This is a genomic window from Rhodanobacter glycinis (genome assembly GCF_900114325.1).
GTDB classification, from domain to species: Bacteria; Pseudomonadota; Gammaproteobacteria; order Xanthomonadales; family Rhodanobacteraceae; genus Rhodanobacter_A; species Rhodanobacter_A glycinis.
Genome location: NZ_FOSR01000002.1, coordinates 72,932 through 96,270, shown reverse-complemented (window position 1 = coordinate 96,270; position 23,339 = coordinate 72,932). Strand labels below are relative to the sequence as shown.

Sequence of the window (23,339 nt, the reverse complement as noted above, 5' to 3'; positions counted from 1 at the left end):
GGTTCATGCGAAAGGTCGCATTGTCGACGGAGTGCCATCGCGGCGACAATGCATGCGTGTTCACCGTAACCCTGAAAAGTTCCGGCCGCCATTTCGACGTGGCCGCTGGCGAGACCGTGCTGGAGGCCGCGCAGCGAGCCGGCATCGCGTTGCCGTATTCGTGCCGTGCCGGGGTCTGTGGCAGTTGCAAGGCCACCTTGCTGGCTGGCCGCTGCGTCTACCCGCGCAATCCGCCCACCGCGCTGGATGCGCACGAGCGTGCCCATCACGCGGTGCTGCTGTGCCAGGCGGTGCCGGCCAGCGACCTGCTGCTGGAAGCGCGTGAAGTAACCTCGGTGGAGGACATCGCGCGCCGGCAGTTGCGCGTGCGCGTAGCCGACAAATGGACGCTGGCGCCCGACGTGACCGGTCTGCGCCTGTTGCCGGATGAAGGCGTGCCGCGCCTGCGCTGGCTGCCCGGGCAGTATCTCGACGTGCTGCTGGAAGAGGGCCGGCGCCGGCCGTTCTCCATTGCCAACGGGCCGCAGGCCGACGGCGCGATCGAATTGCATGTGCGCCATGTCGCCGGCGGCGGCTTCACTTCGTGGGTGGCGGACCGGTTGCAGGTGGGCGACACGCTGCGCATCGAGGGCCCGTTGGGCACGCTGGTGGCGCGCGAGGATTCGGAGCGGCCGATGGTGTTCATGGCCGGTGGCACCGGTTTCGCACCGGTGAAGGCAATCGTCGAACATTTCATCGAGCTGGGTACGCGTCGCGAGATGGATGTGTACTGGGGCGCGCGCAACGCGGCCGATCTGTACCTGCGCGAAGAAGTGGAGGGCTGGGCAGCCAGGCTGCCGAACCTGCGCTTCCACCCGGTGTTGTCCGAGCCGGACCAGGCGCAATGCCCGGGCTTGCGCGAGGGACTGGTGCACGAGGCGGTGCTGGCCGATCACCCGGATCTGTCCGGTCACGACGTCTACATGAGCGGACCGCCGGCGATGGTCGACGCTGCCCGCCATCGCTTCACCGATGCGGGTCTGCCGGATGACCGGCTGTATTACGACTCGTTCGACTATGCGCCCGACGTGCTGGCGCAGATCATGGCTGGCCGGGCCGGGCTGCACCCGTAGGCGCGACTTCAGCCGCGATGCCTTGCGGGCGTGCGGGCGTCATGCAAGAAGCATCGCCCGCACGCGGATTCCTACTTGGCGCCCTTGGCCACCGGCAATTGCGCCGCGTGCCAGCCCAGCACGCCGCCGCCCAGCACGTAGACCTTGCCGAAGCCGGCCTTGACCAGGCGCGGCGCGGCCTTCGCCGAGTTGCCACGACCGTCCTTGTCCATCACCACCACCGGCAAGTCCTTCGCCTTGGCCAGGTCCTTGTTCTCGGGATCGAACTGGCTCATCGCCACGTGCTTCGCGCCGGGGATATGCATCTTCTCGAAATCGGCGCGGGCCGACAGGTCGATCATCAGCGGGCTTTCGCGGTTGATCAGCATGGTCAGCGCGGCCGGAGTGAGTTCCTTGTACTTGCGGAACAGCACGGCCACGTAGGTGACGATCACCGCCAGCAGCAGGATCACGAACAGCGCCGACAGCGCGAGGTGATGGTTCACGAACTGGGGCAGTTTGTGCAGAAAATCGTTCATCGCGCGTCCACTTCGCGCAGCACGGCCGCGCGGATCCGGGTAAACCGTCGATTATACGGCATGCGTACGGCCTCCGGCCCGATCTGACCAGCCCGGTCGAGCGCGCGCCTACTGGGTGATGTCCGGCAGGCCGCTTTCCAGCCACCAGCGCTTGGCCACGGGGTCGTAGCACCAGGTCTGGTGGTCGATCACGCTGCGCTCGGACTGGGTGTTGCGGTTGATCAGGCTGATCTTGACCACCTGGGTCACCTGGTTCTTGCCGTCGGGAACCGCGCCGTTGCCATCGTCGTAATCGCTGACCCGCACCTGCTGGAAACGGGCCTGGTCCAGCGAAGTCAGCGGGTGCTTTTTGCGCACCTTGGGATCGACGAACTGCCACGCGCTGGGAAAACCGTCCCAGCGCACGGCGTTGGCGTAAGCCAGCAGGGTCTCGGTCAGCGCGTTACTGCGCTGGTCGGCGGCACAGCCGCCCAGCAGGAGTGCACTCAGTGCAACAAGGCAGGTGATGGTGCGGCGCATGGACGATCTCCCCCGGATGGAAGCGATCATTTTGCCGCATTCGCGCTGGCGGCGTCCGTGCGCGGGTGCGCGCGACGCTTGGCCACGAAACGGGCGGACAGCGTCGCGGCTGGCTTGCCCTCATCACCCGGCACCGCGCAGGTTACCTCGATGCGGGCCTTGCCACGAGCGGCGAGGGTGCCGAAGAACGTGGCCCAGTCGGCTTCAGGGGCCAATTGTGCCGCGCTGAGGAAGTCGTCCCATACCGGGCTGAGATAGCGCACGGTGGATTCGCCCACGAACACGTCGCAATCCTCGTTGCGTGCGCGCAGCGCCAGTTCCACCAGGCCCCAGCCGGTCAGCGTCATCACGCTGACCAGGCTGCCGCCAAAGGCGCAGCCCTTGTCGTTGACGTTGGGTGCCAGTGGCGCGGCCAGGGTCAGTTGTTCGCCATCGTAGTGGTGCAGTTGCAGCGCCATGTCGCGCGCCAGCGGAATGCCTTCATGGATGAAATCGACCAGTGCCTGCGCGGCCTCGTGCCGGTCGGTCGGAGAGGGTGCGGTGGAAACCATCGGTAGCTCGTGTTGCGGGGGTGGGGACCCGAAGTGTAGACGCTACACTGCATCGGACTCCCTGATGGAAGGTCCCGGCGTGGCAACACAACCCGCATCGCAGGCCAGGGCGCTGAACGGGCGCACGCTGGTGATCACCCGTCCGGTGGGTACGGCCGGGGCCATGGCGCGACAAATCCGTGCGCGCGGTGGCGTGCCGGTACTGCTGCCGAGTTTGTCGCTGCGCGCGGCGGATGATGCGGTCGCCACCCGCGCCGCCCTGCGCGAGGCGCTGGATGCCGAGCTGCTGCTGTTCACCAGCCCCGCTGCGGTGCGCTTTGCCGCCGCGCTGCTGCCGCTGGAAACCCGGGCCAGCGTGCTGGCCGTGGGGCAAGGATCGGCGCGCGCCCTGCATCGACATGGGCTGACGGCGCAGGCGCCCGAACAGCGGCAGGACAGCGAAGGCCTGCTGGCGCTGCCGGTGCTGCAATCGCTGCAAGGGCGGCGCGTGGCGCTGGTCGGCGCCCCCGGTGGTCGCGGCCTGTTGCGCGATCAGCTGCGCGCACGCGGTGCCCATCTGCATGAGGTGCAGGTGTACCAGCGCGTGCCACCCCGGCTGGGGCCGCGGCACCTGGAGCTCGTGCGGCATCTGCCCGCCGATGCACGGGTCCTCCTGTCCAGCGCCGAAGCCTTGCAGAACCTGCAGGCGGCGTTGGCGCCTGCCCTCTGGCGGCGTTTGTGTATGGCTTTGGCGGTGGTCAGCAGCGAGCGGCTCGCGTCGATTGCCGATGCCGCGGGATTCAGCCGGGTGCAGAAGGCGGCCTCGGCGCGCGGCGTCGATCTGCTCGCCGCTGCGGCCATGTGAGTGCTCTTCACCCGACGACAACGAAGCCGCGTGCGCGGGCTGGTAGCATGCGCGCATGAGCCAGGACGATCTCACCCGTGACCCCGCCGCGCCTACGGGCGCGCCTTCCGATTCCCGCCGCGCGAAAGTCGCCGCCGCACCGCCGCGCCGTTCCGGCGGTGGCACGCTGACGCTGGCCTTGTTGCTGGCCTTGCTGGCGATCGCCGGCACCGGCTATGTCGGTTGGCAGCAATGGCGACAGATGCAGCATCGCGGCGCCAGCGAACGTGCCGCGACCGACATGCAGCAACGCGTCAGCGTGCTCGAGCACACGCTGGCCGGCGTCAGCAGCAACGGCAGCTCGTTGCAGCAGCGCCTGAACGACGCCGAGCAGGTCAACAACGCCCTGCGCGAGCAGTTGCTGGGGCAGAACGATCGCCTGCGCGCGCTGGAAAGCGCGGTCGGCAAGCTGTCGGAGAAAACCCTCTCCGGTCACGACGCGATGTTGCTGGACAACACCGAATCGCTGCTGCGCATGGGCCAGCAGCGCTACGAGCTGTTCCACGACGCACGTGGCGCGGCGGCGGCTTATGCGCTGGCCGAACAGACGCTGGCGGCGGTGGACGACCAGGCCTTCGCCGGCCTGCGTCAAAGCATCGAGGCCGAGCGCAACGCGTTGCTGCAGAGCGCACCGGCCAGTCGCGATGCCATGCTTGCCAGCGTGGCGCAGTTGCGCGCCGATGCGGTGAAGCTGCCGCTCAAGCCGCTGGATAGCGACGCCACGCCGGACCAGGGCGCGTGGGCGCGCGTGAGCCGGGCCTTGTCCAGCGTCATCAGCATCCACCGCGACAACGGTGCGCCGCTGGCGGTGGCCGATGCCGGACTGGTGCGTGAATTGCTCGGGCTCGACCTGGCCCAGGCGCAGGCCGCCCTGCTGGCGCGCGATGCCGCTGCCGCCGATGCCGCGCTCAAGCGCGCCGATGCCAGCCTTGTCGCCAGCTTCGATGCCCAGGCCGACGAGGTGAAGCAGGCGCACGCGCAAATTGCCACGTTGCTCCAGCAGATCAAGCCTGCCGCGCCAGTGCAGTTGGGTGCTGCGTTGAGTGAATTGCGCAACCTGCGTTCGGTGCATGCATTGGCTGGCAGCAACACGTCGCCGTCAACCGCGGCGCCGGCGCCCGCTTCGTCCAGCCACGGGGCCCAGCCATGAGGTTGTGGCGCTGGATCCTGTTGCTGGTGATCGTCGCCGCGCTGGCCGCGTTCGGCTGGCATTGGGTGGCGGCCGATCCGGGTTACGTGCTGGTGCGCATCCGCGGTTGGCAGGTGGAAACCTCGCTGCTGGCCGCGGTGGTGATCGTGCTGGTGGCGTGGGCCGTGCTGGTCGGCCTGTGGCGCCTGGTGCGCTGGCCGTTCGGCGCGTTGTCGCGGCGCCATCGCCGGCTCAGCCACCAGCGGCTGGGCGAAGGCCTGGTCGCGCTGACCGAAGGACGCCACGGCGATGCCGAGCGCGACCTTAACCGCGCCTCGCGGCTGCCGGCATTGCGTGGCCCGTCGCTGCTGGCTTCGGCGGAAGCCTCTTCGCGTCGCGGCGAGCATGCCCGTGCGCTGGAAACCCTCGACCAGGCGGCCCAGGTCGCACCGCAAGCCGCGCGCGTGTTGCGTGCGCGCGTGTTGCGCCGTGACGGCAAGCCGGCCGAAGCCGTGGCCCTGCTGGCACCGGACGCTGACGCCAACAAACTCACCCCCGGTGGCTGGCGCGAACTCGCGCTCGCCGCACTGGCCTGTGGCGACACCTGGCGTGCCCGCGAAGCACTGGAACCGTTGCAGAAAAGCGGCGCGCTCGGCACGCGTGGCCAGTCCGCGCTGGAGGCACAGGTGCTGGTTGCCAGCATCGACGCCGCGCCCGATGGCGCCGCGGTCAACACACTGTGGTCGCAGCTGCCCAAGGCCCAGCGCCGCGTGCCGCTGGTGATCGATGCCTATGCCCGTCGCGCCGCGGGCTTCGGCCTGGTGCTGCCGGCGATGGACGAAGTGGAATCCGCGCTGCGCCGCGAGTGGTCGCCGACCCTGGTCGAAACCTGGGGCGCATTGCCCGGTGGCGACCTGGAATCGCGCCTGCGCCGCGCCGAAGGCTGGCTCGACGCCCACCCCAACGACCCCAGCCTGCTGCTGGCGCTGGGCCGCATGTGCGTGCGCCTCAAGCTGTGGGGCAAGGCGCGGCAATACCTGGAACGCTCGATCGCGCTGGCGCCCAGTGCCGGTGCGTGGGAAGCGCTCGGCGATGCCTGCGCCGACCAGGGTGATGCGACCCAGGCGCAGCGCTGCTATCGCAACGCGCTGGCTGCCGTGCGCGGCGAAATCGCGCAGCGTCCATCGGCTGCGCCGGCGGGAACCGTCGATACCAGCGCCATCGCCGTCGAAGAACGTGACGCACACGGCATGCCACGACTGGGGAAATAAGATTTTTTAGGTACGTTATAAGTGGCGGCTAGGGCACCCGGATGTCGCCGTGGTTTCCTTTTCGGGTGAGGCTGTAGATCCATGGCCATGACTGCGATGTCATGCCGCAGCCTGGTTGGGGAATTCAGATCTACATAGCCGCTGATAGCTCGTTTTGTTCTGGATCGAATAAAGGAGAGCACCGCATGTCGCAGGTTCAGCATCACAGCATCACCCCCAATGCTTGGCCGGCTATCGCCACTGCCGCATTGCGGGTCGCCTTCGGTGTCATCTGGGCGGTAGGCGCCGCGCTGACATGGTCGCCTGATTTCGCGGTTCACTACGTCGGCTACCTGCACAATGCGGCGCAGGGACAGCCCGGTTGGCTGGCAGGCTGGTTCCAGCTATGGATCGGTCTGGTAACACCGCACGCGGTGTTGTTCACCTGGCTCACGCGGATCGTCGAAAGCGTAATTGCATTGGCTCTGCTCACCGGCTTTGCGCGCAAGACCCTGTACGTGGTCGGTGTGCTTTTCAGCCTGCTGGTGTGGAGTACCGCCGAAGGTTTTGGTGGTCCCTACACAGTAGGCGCCACCAACATGGGAACCGCGATCAGTTACGTGCTGATCTTCGTGGCCCTGATCGGTATCGACAGTCGCGGTGGTCACAACCCTTACAGCGTGGACTACTTCATCGAGAAGCGCTGGCCGGGCTGGTGCCGGTTTGCAGAATGGGGTCGTCACAAGGTGATCGAGCGCGAACCCGAGCGCCTGCCGTGGGGCGTGCAGATTCCCGCCATGCTGGCTGTGCTGGTGTTGGTGATTTTCCTGATCGGCGGCCTGCACAGCACCTTGCACGTCAAGGCCGCTTCGCCGGTATCGGCGGCGGCTGCCGTATCGCCGCTATCGCTGGCTTCCAGCACGCCGGATGCAAAGCCGCGCGATGCGCGCCTGCCGCCACTGATTGGCACCGGCGACAGCGTCGACGTGCATCTTGAGGCGTCGGACCACACGGTATCCATCGCCAATGGCGTCAATTACCAGGCGTGGACATTTGGCGGCACGGTGCCTGGTCCGATCATCCACGTACGGCAGGGCCAGACGGTCAACGTGACTTTCACCAATCACGGCACGATGCAGCACTCCATCGATTTCCATGCCGCGATCACCCCGCCCAGCCTGCATTACATCGAGGTCCAGCCCGGCAAGTCGATCAAGTTTTCCTTCGTGGCGAACGTGCCCGGTGCTTTCCTCTATCACTGCGGCACGCCGCCGGTGTTGCTGCACATCGCCAACGGCATGTACGGCGTGATTGTGGTGGATCCGGCCACGCCGTTGCCGCCGGCTGCCGACAGTTACGTGCTGGTGCAAAGCGAGTGGTATACCCAGCAGGTGTCAGGTCACCTGATGGGGCCCAACTTCGAACGTATGTCCGAAGAGCGGCCGGATGAAGTGGTGTTCAATGGCTCGGCCTTCCAGTACCGCGACCATCCGCTGATCGCCGAGGCAGGCAAGCGCGTTCGCCTCTACGTGGTCGACGCCGGCCCGGATCTGTGGAGCTCGTTTCATGTCATCGGCGCCATCTTTGACAAGGTCTATACCGATGCGGATACCGCGCACGCGCAAAGCGGCGTGTCCACCTACTCGGTGGGTCCGGGTGCCGGTGCGATCTTCGACCTGGTGATCCCGGAGCCGGGCAAGTATCCCTTCGTCGATCACGATATGGCGCACGCGTCGCTCGGTGCGATCGGCGTGCTCGAAGTCCGTGGCACCGATGGCGCGCCGCCACCGGAACCGGAAGCAGTTGCGCCGGAACCAACACCCGCCGCGCCGGCGAAAGACATGGCTGCGGAATCAGTCGCGCTGGGTCCGTACCACTTCGATGCGACCAAGGGCGCGGCCCTGTACGGCGCCAACTGTGCCGCATGCCATCAGCCCACCGGGCAGGGCCTACCCGGTGCATTCCCGCCACTCAAGGGCAATGCCGCCGTGCTGGATGCCAACCCCGCGAAACACATCGAAGTGGTACTGAACGGCCTGCATGGCGAAAACATCGGCGGCGTGACCTACGCTACCCCGATGCCACCGTTCAAGGATTCATTGAACGACGCCCAGATCGCCGACATCATCAATCACGAACGCACCTCCTGGGGAAACCAGGGCAAGCAGATCACCGCCGATGAAGTGAAGGCTCTGCGGGCGAAATGAGACAGTGGTAGGCCAGCGGTGTTGTCGCTGCTGGCCTGCTTGCGTGGGTCGGGATATAAAGCCCGGTCCACTCCTTGGGTGTGAGACGCAACCAGCGTGATATCGGTCGCCTTTGTGTGACATGCCGATCGCGATCAGTGAGCGCGATGAGCACATGGCGCCGCGATCGTATGGGCAGGTGCAATCAGCGGCGCGCGTAGCTCGTTCGCTGGTTTGAGGCGTCCGGTGGACCGCCATGCAAGATCGTGTAGGGTGCCGGCCCGCAGAGCACCCGGAACTTTTGCACCGTAACAAGCGCGCCATCGTAAACCATATCGTACCCGTACTGGTATGTTGCCGCGCTGACAATCTGACCGTTATTCAAGCGGACCCAAGCTTCTACGCCGCCGATGCCGCAGCCCCCACTCATCGGCGTAAAGTGATAGGACACAACAACTGCTGGCCGCGGCGATGACGGCGGCGATGTGGGCTGTTTGACTGTGCGGACTATGAGGGCGGCGGCGGCTGCCAAGGTAACAGCCCACATCATTATTGATTTCCACGACCATGAACCTATGAAGATCCTGAAGTCGTCGAACCATTCGTGAACGTGTCCTGCCATTGGCTTTCCTTGTGCAGCGCGGCTTTCAAAATCCGACTATTGAATATGCGAACCTGTAGGGCCGGTTAACATATCTCGCGGTGCGTGCCCCGAAGGTGATGCCAAAGCGTAATTCTTGACTTTGCCCGGTCCTGCCCGGCCCATCATACGTTGTGTAGTCACCATCCAAGATGGCATCGTCATCAGGCTTCCGCTCTGTTCAGTCAGAGCCAACAGAGCATGCCATGGCCGGGCACTACCTGCCCACTGGATAGGCGCGGCGACCGACACTTCTGGCCGATTGTTGACGTTGAATAGGCGCGGCCTACAACGATGTCAGGTTCGCATAGGCCGCCACCAGCCACTTGCTGCCGGCATCCTCGAAATTGATCTGCAAACGCGTGTGCGGGCCGCTGCCTTCGGCGGCGATCACGATGCCTTCGCCGAAGCTGGGGTGACTGACGCGCTGGCCGAGTTTCACCGGTGGTTCTTCCTGCCACGAGGTGGCAGCGCCGCCGGGGCGGCCGGCGTACATCGGGCGGGTGACGTGCACGCGCGGGCGTACTTCGTCGATCAGTTCGGGCGGAATCTCGCCGAGGAAGCGCGAGGGGCGCGCCAGCATTTCGGTGCCGTGCATGCGACGCGATTCGGCATGGGTGACGACGAGTCGCTCGCGGGCGCGGGTGATGCCGACGTAGGCAAGCCGGCGCTCTTCTTCCAGCCGACCTTCGTCATCGACCGAGCGCTGGCTGGGGAACAGGCCTTCTTCCATGCCGACCAGGAACACCAGCGGGAATTCCAGGCCCTTGGCCGAGTGCAGCGTCATCAGCTGCACGCAGTCGTCCCACGCTTCGCCCTGGCCTTCGCCGGCTTCCAGCGCGGCGTGCGAGAGGAAGGCGGAGAGCTCGCTGAGACCGGCGTCGATATCGTCTTGGGTGAGCTCGAAACGGCTGGCCACGTTGACCAGTTCGTCGAGATTTTCCACGCGGGCCTCGCCATTGCCGCGGCTGTCCTTTTCGTAGTGATCGCGCAGGCCGGTGTGGGTGATGGCGTGTTCGATCTGTTCGGCGAGGGGTAGCGTTGAAGCCCTCTCCCCTGCGGGGAGAGGGTTGGGTGAGGGGTTGTCCGGAGCGGAAGTTTCCGGCAAGCCCGGCCCCTCACCCCGACCCTCTCCCCGCGGGGGAGAGGGAGAAAAATCGTGGGCCATCTGGTCGATCAGGGCGAGGAAGGCTTTCACCGCATTCTTCGCGCGACCGGCCAGCTCGCTGCTGGCCAGTTCGCCGAGCGCGGCTTCCCACATCGAGGTGTTGTCGCTGCGCGCGCGACGGCGCAGCACGTCCAGCGTGCGGTCGCCGATGCCGCGCGGCGGGGTGTTCACCGCACGCTCGAAGGCGGCATCGTCGTGGCGGTTGGAGGTCAGCCGCAGATAGGCCAGTGCGTCCTTGATCTCGGCGCGCTCGAAGAAGCGCTGGCCGCCGTAGACGCGGTACTTGATGGCGTGCTGGGTGAGTTGTTCCTCGAAATTTCGCGATTGCGCGTTGGAGCGGTAGAGGATGGCGCAATCCTTCGCGTCGCCGTATTCGGCGACGTATTCGCGGATGCGCTCGATCACGAATCGTGCTTCGTCCTGTTCGTTGTAGGCGGCGTACAGCGCGATGCGCTCGCCGTCGTCGCCGGCGGTCCACAGTTCCTTGCCAAGGCGGCCGCCGTTGCGTGCAATCACGCTGTTGGCGGCTTTCAGGATGGTGGCGGTGGAGCGGTAGTTCTGTTCCAGTTTGATCGTGCGCGCACCGGGAAAATCGCGCAGGAACTGCTGCATGTTTTCCACCTTGGCGCCGCGCCAGCCGTAGATCGACTGGTCATCGTCGCCGACGGCGAAGACTTTGTTGGTGGCGCCGGCGAGCACGCGAATCCACGCGTACTGCAGCGCGTTGGTATCCTGGAATTCGTCGATCAGGAGATGACGCCAGCGCTGCTGGTAATGCTCCAGCACGGCCGGGTGTTTCAGCCACAGTTCGTGCGCGCGCAGCAGCAATTCGGCGAAGTCGACCAGACCGGCACGGCGGCAGGCGTCTTCGTAGGCCTGGTAGACCTGCACCAGGGTGCGGGTGACCGGATGATCGTGGTGTTCGATATCGCCCGGGCGCTTGCCTTCGTCCTTCCAGCCGTTGATGGTCCAGGTGGCCTGGCGCGGCGGGAAGCGGGCCTCGTCCAGCCCCAGTCCGGTGACCACGCGTTTCACCAGCCGCTGCTGGTCGTCGGCGTCGAGGATCTGGAAGCCTTCCGGCAGTCCGGCTTCCTGCCAGTGACGACGCAACAGGCGGTGCGCGATGCCGTGGAAGGTGCCCACGGTGATGCCCTGGGTCTGGCCGGGGATCAGCGATTCCAGCCGCGCGCGCATTTCGCCGGCAGCCTTGTTGGTGAAGGTGACGGCGAGGATCGCCCACGGTGGCGCGTGTTCCACCTGGGTGAGCCAGCCGATCCGGCGGGTGAGCACGCTGGTCTTGCCGGAACCGGCGCCAGCGAGGACGAGATAGTGGCCGGGCGGGGCGCAAACGGCTTCGCGCTGCGCGTCGTTGAGCGTGTCGATCAGGTGCGAGACATCCATTGCACCCATTGTAGCGGGGCGGATGCGAAAACCGCCGCGAAAGCGGCGGTTTTCGGGTCGATCCGGTCTGCGGATCAGTTCTTCCTGACAAAGCCCGCGATGGCCAGGCCGGCGCCCACCACGATGCCGGCAATGCCGACCCATTGCGGCACGAGCTTGTCGTGCGTGGCGGTGAGCTTGGCCGAGCCCACCTTTACCAGGGTGTCGGTCTGCTCGTAGCTGCCATGACCCAGTACCACCCATAGCCCGGCGACCAGCAAGATGATGCCCACGATGATCAGTCCAACGCGCATGGATTGCCTCCTCCTGTTGTATGTGCGCTCGAGTATGCCGGCTGTACATGTGTACGTGGAGTCAGCGTGGGGATATCCGATAAGTGACTGTGCTCGGCCGCGGATGGCGACGACGCTGAGGCGCGAGGAAGAGGAGCCTCTTCGACTTCAGCCCTGCGGGCCTACGCTCAGGGCACGGGGCGCGGGTGGGTTTCGATGCCAGTCGGGTGGCGGTGTGAGTGCATTGCGGGGTCGGGCGCATAAAAAGGCCCCGAGGACTTAGGGGGGGTCCTCGGGGCCGGGGAAACGAAGCCCAGGGGAGAGGTTCGTTTCCGGGTGGCAACTCAGGGAGGTGAGCGCCGTGGGTGCCGTTGCGTGCATCCGATGGATTGGAACGCGGTTTCGCGGAAAAGTTGCACGCCGGGCGCGAAAAATTTCGTGGCGATTCATGGTCACGAAAAGCTAACAAATCGGGCTGGAAGAGCACCCCTCCCCGGCCCTCCCCTGCAAGCAGGGGAGGGAGGCAAAGCAGGCTGGGTTCTGCGAGCTTTGCTCCTCCCCCTGCGAGCAGGGGGAGGCTGGGAGGGGGTAGCTCTTTGCGCGATCCGCCGTGCTCAGTGCGCCTCGTCCCAGTTCGCGCCCACGCCCACGCCGACCAGCAACGGTACGTCCAGCTTCGCCGCGCCGCACATCAGTTCGGTGACAGCGGCCTGCACGGTTTCCACCGCGTCGGCACGCACTTCGAAGACCAGTTCATCGTGCACTTGCATGAGCATGTGCGCGTCGTCGCGGTCGGCCAGCCAGGCGGCCACGGCAATCATCGCGCGCTTGATGATGTCGGCGGCGGTGCCTTGCATGGGGGCGTTCACGGCGGCGCGCTCGGCGCCCTGGCGCAGGCCCTGGTTGCGCGAGGTGAGGTTATCCAGATACAGCCGGCGACCGAACAGGGTTTCCACGTAGCCGTCGCGGTGCGCCTGCTCGCGGGTGGCTTCCATGAAGGCGTGCACGCCGGGGTAGCGGGCGAAGTAGCGTGCCATGTAGTCGCTGGCTTCGCCGCGGTCGACGCCGAGCTGGCGGGCCAGCCCGAACGCACTCATGCCGTACATCAGGCCGAAGTTGATCGCCTTGGCGGCGCGGCGCTGGTTGGCGCTGACCTCCTCGGGCTGCACGCCGAACACCTCGGCGGCGGTGGCGCGGTGCACGTCGCCGCCTTCGTGGAAGGCCTTGAGCAGGCCTTCGTCGCCGGACAGGTGCGCCATGATGCGCAGTTCGATCTGCGAGTAGTCGGCGGCCAGCACGCGCCAGCCCTCCGGCGCCACGAAAGCCTGGCGGATGCGGCGGCCTTCCTCGGTACGTATGGGGATGTTCTGCAGGTTGGGATCGGACGAGGAGATGCGTCCGGTGGCCACCGATCCCTGGTGGTAGCTGGTGTGCACGCGGCCGGTGCGCGGATTGACGATGCCGGCCAGCTTGTCGGTATAGGTAGAGCGCAGCTTGGCCAGGCCGCGGTAGTCGAGGATCAGCCGTGGCAGCGCGTGCGCGTCGGCGATCGCTTCCAGCGCTTCCTCGTTGGTGGATGGCTGGCCCTTGGGCGTCTTCACCTTGGCCGGCAGGCCCAGTTCGTCGAACAGGATTGCCTGCAACTGCTTGGGCGAATCCAGATTGAATTCGCGGCCGGCGACGTCGTAGGCCTGCTGCTGCAATTCCAGCATGCGCTTGCCCAGTTGCTGGCTCTGCTTGCGCAGTTCGTTGACGTCGATCAGCACGCCACGCTGTTCCATGCCGGCGAGCACCGGCACCAGCGGGATCTCGATGTCCTCGTACACACCACGCAGTGTCGGTTCGCTTTCCAGCTTCGGCCACAGCGCATGGTGCAGGCGCAGGGTGATGTCGGCGTCTTCGGCGGCGTAGCGGCAGGCGGTATTCAGGTCCACGTGCGAGAACGGAATCTGTTTGGCGCCCTTGCCAGCCACTTCTTCGTACTTGATGGTCTGGTAGCCGAGGTATTTCTGCGCCAGCGAATCCATGTCGTGGCGCGTGGCAGTGGCGTTCCACACGTAGGATTCCAGCATCGAATCGTGCCTGAGTCCCTGCACGGCAATGCCGTAGTTCGACAGGATGTTCATGTCGTACTTGGCGTGCTGGCCGAGCTTGGGACGGGCGGCATCCTCAAGGATCGGCTTCAGCGCAGCCAGCACTGCATCGCGACCCAGTTGCGCCGGCACGCCGGGATAGTCGTGCGCCAGCGGGATGTAGCAGGCCTTGCCCGGTTCCACCGCGAGACTGAGGCCGACGATATCGGCGAGCATCGGGTCGAGGCCGGTGGTCTCGGTGTCGAAGGCGATCAGCTCGGCGCCGCGCAGTTTTTCCAGCCACGCATCGAGTTGCGCCTGGGTGGTGACCAGCTCGTATTCGCCCGGGGCTGAGAGCTCGGAGCCCCTCTCCCCTCGGGAGAGGGGTTGGGGTGAGGGTTCGGCCGGGCCTTGCGCTTCGCACGGACCCTCTCCCCCGGCCCCTCTCCCGAGGGGAGAGGGGGGCAAGGGCGCCGATGTGCTGTCCAGCTCCTTCAGCGCCGCCTTGAAGTCGTAGCGCGTGTACAGCTCGCGCAGTGCCGCGGTGTCGGCTTCGCGCAGGGCCAGTTCGGTGGGGCCGGCGTCCAGTGGCACGTCGGTCTTGATCGTTACCAGCTCGCGCGACAGCGGCAGGTTCGGCAACGCCTCGCGCAGGTATTCGCCGATCTTGCCGCCGATCTTGTCGGCGTGCGCGATCACCCCGTCCAGCGAGTCGTATTCGGCCAGCCACTTGGCGGCGGTCTTGGGACCGCATTTGTGCACGCCGGGCACGTTGTCGATGCTGTCACCGGTAAGCGTGAGGAAGTCGATGATGCGGTTCGGTGGCACGCCGAACTTCGCTTCCACGCCGGCGTCGTCCATGGTGGTGCTGGTCATGGTGTTGACCAGGGTGATGCCCGGGCGTACCAGTTGGGCCATGTCCTTGTCGCCGGTGGAAATCTCCACCTCGATGCCTTGCGCATGCGCCTGCACGGCCAGCGTGCCGATCACGTCGTCGGCTTCCACGCCGGAGACGCGCAGGATCGGGAAGCCGAGTGCGCCGACGATGGCCAGCATCGGCTCGACCTGCGCGCGCAGGTCGTCGGGCATCGGAGGGCGGTTCGCCTTGTACTGGTCGTACATGTCGTTGCGGAAGGTGGGGCCGGAGGCGTCGCTGACGAAGGCGACGTAGTCGGGCCGGGCCTTCAGCGTGGCGCGCAACATGTTGACCACACCGAACAGCGCGCCGGTGGGCTCGCCTTGCGCGTTGGTGAGCGGAGGCAGCGCGTGGAAGGCGCGATAAAGGTATGAGGAACCGTCGATCAGGGTGAGCTTTGCCATGGGGGCGATTCTCGCACGCTTGCCGCCGGTTCACGGGGCGCCATCGCCGGCGCTGTTATGCTCCGTTTCCCCACCGAGAATGCCGCCATGAAATCCGTCACCTGCCTGTTCGCCCTTGCCGCCTTTGCCGCATTGCCGGCTTTCGCGCAGTCGACCGCTCCGGCCAAGCCGCATTTCACCCCCGCGCCGCCGCCGCCGGGGATGAACGATCCGGGTGTGCAGCCGGTCGCGCCGGTACCTGCGCACACCGCGCCGGCGCCGGCCGAGACTCCGGCCGAACCGACCCCGAGCACGTATCCGAGCAAGCCGATCCCGATGCCGCGGATGCCGGGTGACACGTCCACGCCTGCCGCCAGCCAGGCTCCGCCGGATGTCAGCGTGCACCAGCAGGGCGACAACACCGTCGAGGAATTCAAGCAGAACGGTCGCGTCTACATGGTCGTGGTGCGGCCCAAGCATGGTGTGCCACAGACCTACATGGTCGACCCGCAGGGCCGCTTCCACGCGCAGAACGGCGCGCCGCCGGTGCAGCCGGTGATGTACAAGATCCTGGAGTGGGGCAAGAGCAAGCCGGCCGAAGCTTCCTCGTCGGGCGGCAACTGAGACACCGGGTCAGGTGATGCCGGAGGGCGGGTCGCCGCTCGTTGGCTGTCCAGCGTCGGTTGCCGTTTCGCGCTGATCAGCGCCGGGCACGCCGCTCGCGCGCAGTGGCCACTTCACGCAGGCGATTCCAGACTAGTTCGGCCACCGGCGACAACGAGCGCTGGCGGCGGTGGATCAGGGTGATCGCGCGCTTCACCACCGGCGTCAGCGGCCGCGTCACCAACTGCGGGGATTCGGGCAGCGACAGACCGGGCGTGATGCTGCTGCCCAATCCTGCCTCGACCATGCGGAAGGCGGTGTGCGTGTGGTTGGTCTGCTGGGTCACCTCGACGCTGATGTGGCGGTCGTCGAGGATCTGATCGATCAACCGGCGGCTGCCCGAGGAGTAGTCGAGCAGCACCATCGGCTCGCCCTGCAATTTCTTCCACGGGATGCGTTCGAGCCGGGCCAGCGGATGGTCGCGGCGACAGACCAGCACGAACGGGTCATGCATGATCGTTTCGCGGGCGAACTCGCCGCTGTCGGGCGGATCGATCGCCACGCCGAAATCCACTTCGCCGCCGCGCACGCTGTCGAGCACCTGGGTCTGGGTCAGGTCGCGCAGGTGCAGGCTCAGTTCTGGATAGTCGCGCGCGCATTCGGCGATGCATTGCGGCAACAGTTCGGCCGACGGCGTGGGACCGGCGGCCACGCGCACCGTACCGCGGCGGCTTTCGCCCTCGGAATGGACGTAAGCGAGCACGCCTTCCAGTTCGTCCAGCACCCGTTCCACCGCGTGGTACAGGTAGCGTCCGGCTTCGGTCGGCACCACCTCGCGGGTGTTGCGATCGAACAGGCGCACGCCCAGTTCCGCTTCCAGTTCGGCGATGTGCCGGCTCACCGCCGGCTGGGTCAGATGCACCTGGTTGGCCGCGCGGCGAAAGTGCCGCTGACGCGACACCGCCAGGAAGGCGCGCAACTGGCGCAGGCTGATATTCATGCCATTAGTGTATCAGTGGATCAGATAAAACGATTTGATTTATCAATGGGCGGACGTTGCAATAGCCATCCATCCCGCCAGATCCCTTTCTCCATGTTGCGTCGCTTGCTGCCCGACCGTTTCACCTGCGCGCTGCTCGGCACCGTGCTGCTGGCCAGCGTGTTGCCGTGCCGTGGCGTGACGGCGCAGGCGTTCGGCGTGCTGACCGATGTCGCCATCGCGTTGCTGTTCTTCCTGCATGGCGCCAAGCTGTCACGCGCCTCGGTGCTGGCGGGCATCACCCACTGGCGGCTGCATCTCACCGTGCTGGCCAGCACGTTCGTGCTGTTCCCGCTGATGGGCCTGTTGCTGCGACCGCTGCTGTCGCCACTGGTGACGCCGGGTTTGTATCTGGGTGTGCTGTTTCTGTGCACGTTGCCGTCGACCGTGCAGTCGTCGATTGCCTTCACCTCGATGGCGCGTGGCAACGTGTCGGCGGCGGTGTGCGCGGCATCGGCGTCGAGCCTGCTCGGCATCTTCATCACCCCGCTGCTGGTGGGCGTGATGATGGAATCGCACGGTGGCGGCGAGTTGTCGTGGGATGCGGTGGGCGAGATCGTGCTGCAGCTGCTGGTGCCGTTCGTGGCCGGGCAGGTGGCGCAGCGCTGGATTGGTGGCTGGGTGCAGCGGCATCGCGCGCTGGTCGGCGTGGTGGATCAGGGCTCGATCCTGCTGGTGGTGTACACCGCGTTCAGTGCATCGGTGTTGCAGGGCTTGTGGAAGCACACGCCGCTGCCGGTACTCGGCGGCCTGCTGGTGATCTGCGGTGTGTTGCTGGCGCTGGCGTTGCTGCTGACCCGCTACGGTTCGCGTGCGCTCGGCTTCGGCAAGCAGGACGAGATCACCATCGTGTTCTGCGGCTCGAAGAAGAGCCTGGCCAGCGGCATCCCGATGGCCAAGGTGCTGTTCGCCGGGCATCCGCTGGGCATGATCGTGCTGCCGATCATGCTGTTTCACCAGATCCAGTTGATGGTTTGCGCGGTGCTGGCGCGGCAGTATGCGCGACGCGACGACACTGCTGCTGCGGAGAGTGTGTCGCTTGATGCGTCACTGGATGACGCGCAGGCGGATTGAGTCGACATGGCAGGACGCGCCTTGTGCGCGATGGCTTCCTCGGCAAAGACCGAAAAGCATCGCGCACAGGGTGCGCTCCTACCAAGAGCAATGGCGGAGCGCCTGATTTACTTCCGCCACTTTCAATGGCGGAGCGCCTGATTTATTTCCGTCGCTTTCAGTGACGGAGTGCTTGATTTACTTCCGCCACTTTCAGTGCCGGAAGTGCCGCATCCCGGTGAATACCATGGCCATGCCGTGTTCGTCGGCGGCGGCGATGGTTTCGGCGTCGCGCATGGAGCCGCCGGGCTGGATCACGGCGCTGATGCCGGCTTCGGCAGCGGCGTCGATGCCGTCGCGGAACGGGAAGAAAGCGTCCGAGGCCATCACCGAGCCGCGCACTTCGAGTTTCTCGTCGGCGGCCTTGATGCCGGCGATCTTCGCACTGTAGACGCGGCTCATCTGGCCGGCGCCGATGCCGATGGTCTGACGGTTCTTCGCATAGACGATGGCGTTGGACTTGACGTACTTGGCCACCTTCCAGGCGAAGATCAGGTCATCGATCTGCGAGGGCGTGGGGGCGAGCTTGGTCACCACCTTGAGATCAGCCGCCGTGACCATGCCGGTGTCGGCGCTCTGCAACAGCAGGCCCGAACCCACGCGCTTGGAGTTCATGCCCGGATGTGCGGTGGCCAGGCCGCCGTGCTCCAGGTCGGCGCCGGGCGGCGGCGGGATCACCAACACACGCACGTTGCCCTTCTTCTTGAACGCCTCCAGCGCGGCGGGTTCGTAGCCCGGCGCCAGCACCACTTCCACGAACTGGCGCGCCACGATGGCGGCGGCGGTGGCACCGTCCAGCACGCGGTTGAAGGCGATGATGCCGCCGAAGGCCGAGGTGGGGTCGGTCTGGTACGCCAGGTCGTAGGCCTTGCCGACGCCGTCGAGACTGACCGCCACGCCGCACGGGTTGGCGTGCTTGACGATCACGCAGGCCGGCTTGTGGAAGCTGCGCACGCACTCCCACGCCGCGTCGGCGTCGGCGATGTTGTTGAAGGAGAGCTCCTTGCCCTGCAGCTGCTCGAAGGTGGCCAGCGTGCCGGGCGCCGGGCACAGGTCGCGGTAGAACGCGGCGCTCTGGTGCGGGTTCTCGCCGTAGCGCAGGTCCATCACCTTCTCAAAGCGGCTGTTGACCTGCGCTGGGAAGGCATCGTGGCCGGTGATGGCTTCGTGGGCATCGTCGAGCTTGAGGCCTGACAGGAAATCGCTGATCGCGCCGCCGTAGTTGGCCACGCGGTTGAATGCAGTCACCGCCAGCTTGAAGCGCGTGGCGCGCGACAGGCCGCCATGCTGCTCGATCTCGGCCAGTGCCTCGGCATATTGATCAGGCGAGGTGAGCACGCCGACGTCGTTCCAGTTCTTCGCCGCCGAGCGCAGCATCGCCGGACCGCCGATGTCGATGTTCTCGATGGCGTCTTCCAGCGTGCAGTCGGGCTTGGCCACCGTCGCCTCGAACGGGTACAGGTTCAGCACCAGCAGGTCGATCGGTGCGATGCCGAGTTCGGCCATCACCGCGTCGTCGGTGCCGCGCCGGCCGAGCAGGCCGCCATGTACTTTCGGGTGCAGCGTCTTGACGCGACCGTCCATGATCTCGGGGAAGCCGGTGACGTCGCTGACGTCGGTCACCGCGATGCCAGCCTCGCGCAGGGCCTTCGCGCTGCCGCCAGTGGAGAGCAGCGTCACGCCCGCCGCTTCAAGCCGGCGACCCAGTTCGATCAGGCCGGTCTTGTCGGAAACACTTAGCAGTGCGCGGCGGATGGAGGTGACGGCGGGGGCGGGCATGGCGGGTTTCCGTAGGGGGAAAGCCGCACATTATAGCCGGATTGGCCTGGCGCCGCCGGCGCGTTTGGATGGCCAAACGTGAAGCGGCTCAGAGCAGGCCGAGCGAGGTGAGTTTCTTGCGCAAGGTGGCGCGATTGATACCGAGCGCGGCGGCGGCGCGGCTCTGGTTGCCATCATGGAACGCCAGCACCTCGCGCAGCAGCGGGCCTTCGACCTCGCGGATCACCAGCGCGTGCAGGCCTTCGCCGCAGTCCGCATCGCCAATGTCGGCGAGATAGCGGCGCACGGTGCGGCTGACGCATTCGCCCAGCGCGCTCTGGCCCTGCGACAAGGCTTCCCTGTTCGCCCCGTTGGCAGGCAGTCTGACGGCGTTCACGGGCATGTCCCCTCACGAGCTGACGCGACGGCTGCATGGGCCATCGCCTGAGTTTATGTCTTTGCCGCGTGCTGCGGCGAATGTGCAACCCGCGCCGAAAGATCGCGCGGGGCTACCGAGTGTACCCGCGCGGGGCGACAAAATTAAGTGCGGCGTTCGGAAAAAACAGAAGCGTCCTACTCGAAATCCAGCGAAAAGGTCACCGCACGCTGGCCCGGGTCGTCCACCTCGAACACCAGGGCCGTGGTCGCGCCGGGCGCCAGGCCTTGCTGCTGCTCGGCACGGTCGCCAAGGTATTCGTACGGACGCAGCCGGCGCATCGCCAGTCGCTTGCCGTTCACGTCGAGCAGGGTGATCGCCACCGTCGGCCAGGGCTGGGCGAAGGCGGCGTTGTTGCGCACGGTGGCACTGATCAACAGTGCGCCAGGCACGGATGGATGGGTTTGCACGTCACGCGCAAGCAGTTGCAGCTTGTGCACGTCGCGCACCAGCGGCAGGCGGCAGTGGAGCACGCTGCAGGTCTGGCGCAACAGGTTGCCCGTGGCGGGATTCGCGATCAGCGTGTCGCGGCATGCCCAGCCCAGCTGGGCGGCGAGCAGCAGTGTCAGCAGGACGCAGACGGCAATCCACGGCCAGCGCCGCGGCCCCGCTTCGCGTGGTTGCGCAAAGCGGGGGGCGAAAGACAGTCCGGCGAAATCTTCCGGTTCGGGCGTCGGGGTGGTCGTGGGCTCGGGCTCCGTCGAGCGCGGCCGGTACACCACCAGGTCGAGATGCGGCGGCTCGAACGCCGGCTCGTTCGGCGGCAGTTCGCGGAACGGTTCGGGCGGCAATTGTTCGGTGAGCGTGGCGAGACTGTCGAAACCGGCGCTGCAATGCCCGCACATCACGTAGCCGTGCGCCTGCGCGAGCGTGCGCGCATCCAGCGAGAATACGGAGAGGCATTCAGGGCATTGCGTGTACATGCGGGTCGTTTCGGTCGAATCGCCGCAAGCTTAGCAGGCGCTGGCGGCGCATCGAACCGGTGCGCGCCGGCACGGTATCAATGGATGCGACGACGACCGCTGATGCGCACCCAATCCTCGCGCGTGTCCACGCGCAGTTCGTCGAACCAGCACGCGTAGCGCTGCAGCAGCTCATCCTGCTGGCCGGCGAGGATGCCGGAGATGGCAAACGGTGCACCGGGTTTGGCGGCGGCGGCGAAGGTGGGTGCAAGTTCGCCCAGCGGGCCGGCGAGGATGTTCGCGACGAAGATATCGGCCGGCTCCACCACGTGGTCCTCGGGCAGGAACAGCGCGAAGTGGCTGGCCACGCCGTTGCGTTCGGCATTGTCGGCCGAGGCGGTGAGTGCTTGCGGGTCATTGTCCACGCCCACCGCTTGCGCGGCACCGAGCTTCAGCGCGGCGATGGCGAGGATGCCCGAGCCGCAGCCGTAGTCGATCACCGACTTGCCGGCCAGTTCCAGCCCGTCCAGCCACTCCAGGCACAGCGCGGTGGTGGGATGCGTGCCGCTGCCGAAGGCGAGGCCGGGGTCGAGGCGGATCACCACCAGCGCGTCGTCTTCCGGCGGCTCGATGTTCCACGGGTAGATCCACAGCCGGCGGCCGAATGGCATCGGCTTGAACTGGTCCATCCACGCACGCTCCCAATCCTCGTCGGCCACTTCCTGGAAGCCGAGCTGGTCGGGTTCCAGCCAGGGCAGCAGTTCCCCGAGCGCTTCGAGCAGGCCGCGACGATCGCTGTCGGCATCGAACAGTGCGCTCAGCGTGAGCGTGGGCCACAGTGGCAGCTCGCCCACGCCCGGCTCGAAGATCGCCTGTTCGTCCGGCGTTTCCGCGTCGGCGTCACGCAGCGTGATCGACATGGCGCCGAGGTCGTCCAGCGCCTCCTCGGTGCGGGGCTGCTGTTCGACGCGGACGGTGAGGGTGAGTTCGAGGAAGGGCATGGAGGGAGAGGAGTGAGGATCGAGAAGTGAGGAGTGAGAGCAGGCAATGCGTGGCGGCGAGTGGTCGGAGTGAGCGCTTTCTCTCACTCCTCACTCCTCTTCACTCACTCCTTGGCTTCGCCGGCCACCTTGTGTTCCTTCTGCTCGGCCATGCGCTTTTCCAGGTAGTGGATGTTCTGTCCACCTTGCTGGAAACCCACGTCGGCCATGATCCGCTGCTGCAACGGGATGTTGCACTTCACGCCTTCGATCACCGTCTCGGCCAGGGCCAGGCGCATGCGCGCGATGGCGGTGGCGCGGTCCGGGCCGTGCACGATCAGCTTGCCGATCATCGAGTCGTAGTTCGGCGGGATGCGGTAGCCGTCGTACAGGTGCGTGTCCACGCGCACGCCGGGGCCGCCGGGGGCCTCGAAGCGCTTCACCGTGCCGGGGCAGGGCAGGAAGCTGTCCGGGTCCTCGGCGTTGATGCGGCATTCGATGGCGTGGCCGGTGACGTGGATGTCTTCCTGGCGGATCGACAGCTTTTCGCCGCCGGCGATCAGCAGCTGTTCGCGCACCAGATCCACGCCGGTGATGAACTCGGTCACCGGATGTTCCACCTGGATGCGGGTGTTCATCTCGATGAAGTAGAAGCGGCCGTTCTCGAACAGGAATTCGAAGGTGCCGGCGCCGCGATAGCCGATGCGGATGCACGCATCCACGCAGACCTTGCCGATCTCGGCGCGCAGTTCCGGCGTGATGCCCGGTGCCGGCGCTTCCTCGACCACCTTCTGGTGGCGGCGCTGCATCGAGCAATCGCGCTCGGCCAGGTGGATGGCATTGCCCTGGCCGTCGGCCAGCACCTGGATTTCCACGTGGCGCGGATTTTCCAGGAACTTCTCCATGTACACCTGATCGTTGCCGAAGGCCGCCTTGGCCTCCTGCTTGGTCATCACGATGGAGTTGCCCAGGTGTGCCTCGGTGCGCACCACGCGCATGCCGCGACCGCCGCCGCCGCCGGACGCCTTGATGATCACCGGATAGCCGATTTCGCGGGCGATCTTCATGCTGGCTTCGACATTGTCGTCGAGCGGGCCGCCGGAGCCTGGCACGCACGGCACGCCGGCCGCCTTCATGGCGCGGATGGCTTCCACCTTGTCGCCCATCAGGCGAATCACCTTGGCGGTCGGGCCGATGAAGATGAAGCCGGACTCTTCCACCTGCTCGGCGAAGTCGGCGCGTTCGGAAAGGAAACCGTAGCCGGGATGAATCGCGTTGGCGTCGGTGATCTCGGCCGCAGCAATGATGCGCGGGATGTTGAGATAGCTGTCCGCCGACGGGCCCGGGCCGATGCAGATCGACTCGTCGGCCAGACCCACGTGCTTCAGGTTGCGGTCCGTGGTGGAGTGCACCGCCACGGTCTTGATGCCCAGGCTGTGGCAGGCGCGCAGCACCCGCAGGGCGATTTCGCCGCGGTTGGCGATGAGGACTTTCTCGAGCTTGGGCAT

The 23,339-nt window shown here is 66.3% G+C and carries 19 protein-coding genes; 7 read left to right on the top strand and 12 right to left on the bottom strand.

Annotated features, from left to right (window positions below):
- Positions 1 to 5 precede the first annotated feature (5 nt).
- The gene (locus BMY90_RS02775; RefSeq protein WP_092701266.1) at positions 6 to 1,112 is read left to right on the top strand and encodes a 2Fe-2S iron-sulfur cluster-binding protein; all 1,107 of its coding nucleotides are present in this window, start codon (positions 6 to 8) and stop codon (positions 1,110 to 1,112) included.
- Between the two features lie 71 nt (positions 1,113 to 1,183).
- Here BMY90_RS02775 and BMY90_RS02770 read toward each other — a convergent pair whose 3' ends face one another.
- The 3 genes from BMY90_RS02770 to BMY90_RS02760 form a co-directional block, all read right to left on the bottom strand.
- Positions 1,184 to 1,630 carry a rhodanese-like domain-containing protein gene (locus BMY90_RS02770; RefSeq protein WP_008216573.1) on the bottom strand — a complete coding sequence of 149 codons (447 nt, stop codon included), beginning with the start codon at positions 1,628 to 1,630 and terminating at the stop codon, positions 1,184 to 1,186.
- Between the two features lie 108 nt (positions 1,631 to 1,738).
- Positions 1,739 to 2,149, bottom strand: a complete 411-nt coding sequence (locus BMY90_RS02765; RefSeq protein ID WP_092701263.1) for a hypothetical protein — start codon at positions 2,147 to 2,149, stop codon at positions 1,739 to 1,741.
- A 26-nt stretch (positions 2,150 to 2,175) separates the two neighbouring features.
- Positions 2,176 to 2,700 (bottom strand): YiiD C-terminal domain-containing protein, encoded by a 525-nt coding sequence (locus BMY90_RS02760; protein ID WP_092701260.1) that lies wholly within the window; start codon positions 2,698 to 2,700, stop codon positions 2,176 to 2,178.
- A gap of 64 nt (positions 2,701 to 2,764) precedes the next feature.
- Here BMY90_RS02760 and BMY90_RS02755 point away from each other — a divergent pair, with 64 nt between their 5' ends.
- The 4 genes from BMY90_RS02755 (at position 2,765) to BMY90_RS02740 (ending at position 8,169) form a co-directional block, all read left to right on the top strand.
- On the top strand, positions 2,765 to 3,544 hold the full coding sequence (locus BMY90_RS02755; RefSeq protein ID WP_092701257.1) for a uroporphyrinogen-III synthase: 780 nt from the start codon (positions 2,765 to 2,767) through the stop codon (positions 3,542 to 3,544).
- 55 nt (positions 3,545 to 3,599) lie between these two features.
- Complete coding sequence (locus BMY90_RS02750; protein ID WP_092701254.1) at positions 3,600 to 4,733, top strand: uroporphyrinogen-III C-methyltransferase; 1,134 nt, start codon at positions 3,600 to 3,602, stop codon at positions 4,731 to 4,733.
- Complete coding sequence (locus tag BMY90_RS02745) at positions 4,730 to 5,983, top strand: heme biosynthesis HemY N-terminal domain-containing protein (protein WP_092701251.1); 1,254 nt, start codon at positions 4,730 to 4,732, stop codon at positions 5,981 to 5,983. The genes BMY90_RS02750 and BMY90_RS02745 overlap by 4 nt, the downstream gene beginning before the upstream one ends.
- Before the next feature lie 185 nt (positions 5,984 to 6,168).
- Complete coding sequence (locus BMY90_RS02740; protein WP_008217146.1) at positions 6,169 to 8,169, top strand: multicopper oxidase domain-containing protein; 2,001 nt, start codon at positions 6,169 to 6,171, stop codon at positions 8,167 to 8,169.
- 905 nt (positions 8,170 to 9,074) lie between these two features.
- On the opposite strand, the gene BMY90_RS02730 is transcribed toward BMY90_RS02740, so the two are convergent.
- The 3 genes from BMY90_RS02730 to polA form a co-directional block, all read right to left on the bottom strand.
- Positions 9,075 to 11,357 (bottom strand): DNA helicase II, encoded by a 2,283-nt coding sequence (locus BMY90_RS02730; protein WP_092701245.1) that lies wholly within the window; start codon positions 11,355 to 11,357, stop codon positions 9,075 to 9,077.
- A 74-nt stretch (positions 11,358 to 11,431) separates the two neighbouring features.
- Entirely contained in the window at positions 11,432 to 11,650 is a 219-nt protein-coding gene (locus BMY90_RS02725; RefSeq protein WP_008217143.1) for a hypothetical protein, read from the bottom strand.
- Between the two features lie 593 nt (positions 11,651 to 12,243).
- On the bottom strand, positions 12,244 to 15,021 hold the full coding sequence (polA, locus tag BMY90_RS02720) for a DNA polymerase I (RefSeq protein WP_092701242.1): 2,778 nt from the start codon (positions 15,019 to 15,021) through the stop codon (positions 12,244 to 12,246).
- An 87-nt stretch (positions 15,022 to 15,108) separates the two neighbouring features.
- Between polA and BMY90_RS02715 the strand changes: the two genes are divergently transcribed.
- Positions 15,109 to 15,624, top strand: a complete 516-nt coding sequence (locus tag BMY90_RS02715) for a DUF2782 domain-containing protein (RefSeq protein WP_245734828.1) — start codon at positions 15,109 to 15,111, stop codon at positions 15,622 to 15,624.
- Between the two features lie 76 nt (positions 15,625 to 15,700).
- Here BMY90_RS02715 and BMY90_RS02710 read toward each other — a convergent pair whose 3' ends face one another.
- The gene (locus tag BMY90_RS02710) at positions 15,701 to 16,603 is read right to left on the bottom strand and encodes a LysR family transcriptional regulator (protein ID WP_092701239.1); all 903 of its coding nucleotides are present in this window, start codon (positions 16,601 to 16,603) and stop codon (positions 15,701 to 15,703) included.
- Positions 16,604 to 16,696: 93 nt separating this feature from the next.
- On the opposite strand from BMY90_RS02710, the gene BMY90_RS02705 reads away from it, so the two are divergent.
- Positions 16,697 to 17,716 (top strand): bile acid:sodium symporter family protein, encoded by a 1,020-nt coding sequence (locus BMY90_RS02705; protein ID WP_092701236.1) that lies wholly within the window; start codon positions 16,697 to 16,699, stop codon positions 17,714 to 17,716.
- A 192-nt stretch (positions 17,717 to 17,908) separates the two neighbouring features.
- Here the strand turns inward: BMY90_RS02705 and purH are convergent, their stop codons facing one another.
- The 5 genes from purH to accC form a co-directional block, all read right to left on the bottom strand.
- Positions 17,909 to 19,534: a bifunctional phosphoribosylaminoimidazolecarboxamide formyltransferase/IMP cyclohydrolase gene (gene purH, locus BMY90_RS02700; protein ID WP_092701233.1), complete on the bottom strand. Its 1,626-nt coding sequence runs from the start codon at positions 19,532 to 19,534 to the stop codon at positions 17,909 to 17,911.
- 88 nt (positions 19,535 to 19,622) lie between these two features.
- Positions 19,623 to 19,916, bottom strand: coding sequence for a helix-turn-helix domain-containing protein (locus tag BMY90_RS02695; protein WP_050984273.1), 294 nt, complete (start codon positions 19,914 to 19,916; stop codon positions 19,623 to 19,625).
- Between the two features lie 170 nt (positions 19,917 to 20,086).
- Complete coding sequence (locus tag BMY90_RS02690; protein WP_092701230.1) at positions 20,087 to 20,872, bottom strand: zinc-ribbon and DUF3426 domain-containing protein; 786 nt, start codon at positions 20,870 to 20,872, stop codon at positions 20,087 to 20,089.
- Between the two features lie 77 nt (positions 20,873 to 20,949).
- The gene (gene prmA, locus BMY90_RS02685) at positions 20,950 to 21,852 is read right to left on the bottom strand and encodes a 50S ribosomal protein L11 methyltransferase (protein ID WP_092701227.1); all 903 of its coding nucleotides are present in this window, start codon (positions 21,850 to 21,852) and stop codon (positions 20,950 to 20,952) included.
- Between the two features lie 104 nt (positions 21,853 to 21,956).
- The gene (accC, locus tag BMY90_RS02680) at positions 21,957 to 23,339 is read right to left on the bottom strand and encodes an acetyl-CoA carboxylase biotin carboxylase subunit (protein WP_092701224.1); all 1,383 of its coding nucleotides are present in this window, start codon (positions 23,337 to 23,339) and stop codon (positions 21,957 to 21,959) included.